The sequence below is a fragment of the Acidovorax sp. KPB24-03 genome, from assembly GCF_057546605.1.
Genome location: NZ_BAAJYR010000943.1, coordinates 1 through 570 on the forward strand (window position 1 = coordinate 1; position 570 = coordinate 570).

General features: G+C 71.4%; 1 protein-coding gene. It reads right to left on the reverse strand.

Features of this window, described 5'->3' with window-relative positions; translation table 11 throughout:
- On the reverse strand, window positions 1-570 hold a 570-nt coding region (locus AC27KI_RS26930), incomplete at both ends, for an NAD-binding protein (RefSeq protein WP_487116970.1).

Consider the following 570-nt stretch of genomic DNA (forward strand, 5'->3'; position numbering starts at 1 on the left):
GCCTGCGCGGGCGACAGCGCGATGTCGATCTGCGTGCCGTGCATCAGGTCGGCGTACGAGCGCCGGTTGATCAGCGCCAGCACGCGGCTCGCGCCCATGCGCTTGGCCAGCAGGCAGGCCATGATGTTGTCCTCGTCGTCGTCGGTGAGCGCGAGGAACAGGTCCACCTCCTCGACGTTCTCGTCGCCCAGCAGGTCTTCGTCCGTGGCATCGCCCTGCAGCACCAGCACCTCGGAGGGCAGCGTGGAGGCCAGCTCGACGCAGCGGTCCGGATCGCCCTCGATCACCTTGATGTGAAAGCGCCCCTGCTGCGCCAGCTGCCGCGCCAGGCGCAGGCCCACGCGGCCGCCGCCGGCGATCATGATGCGGCGCACCGCCCGCGCGGGCTGGCCGTCGCGCTGGTGCATGGCGGCCAGCACCTGGGGAATGTGCTCGCGCGCGGACAGCACGAAGACCTCGTCGCCCGCCGCGATGCGCGTGTCGCCGTCGCAGGCGATGAAGCGGTCGGGCTCTTCGGGAAAGCGGCGGTAGATGGCCACCATGCGCATGGCCACGTCCGGGATGCCGGCC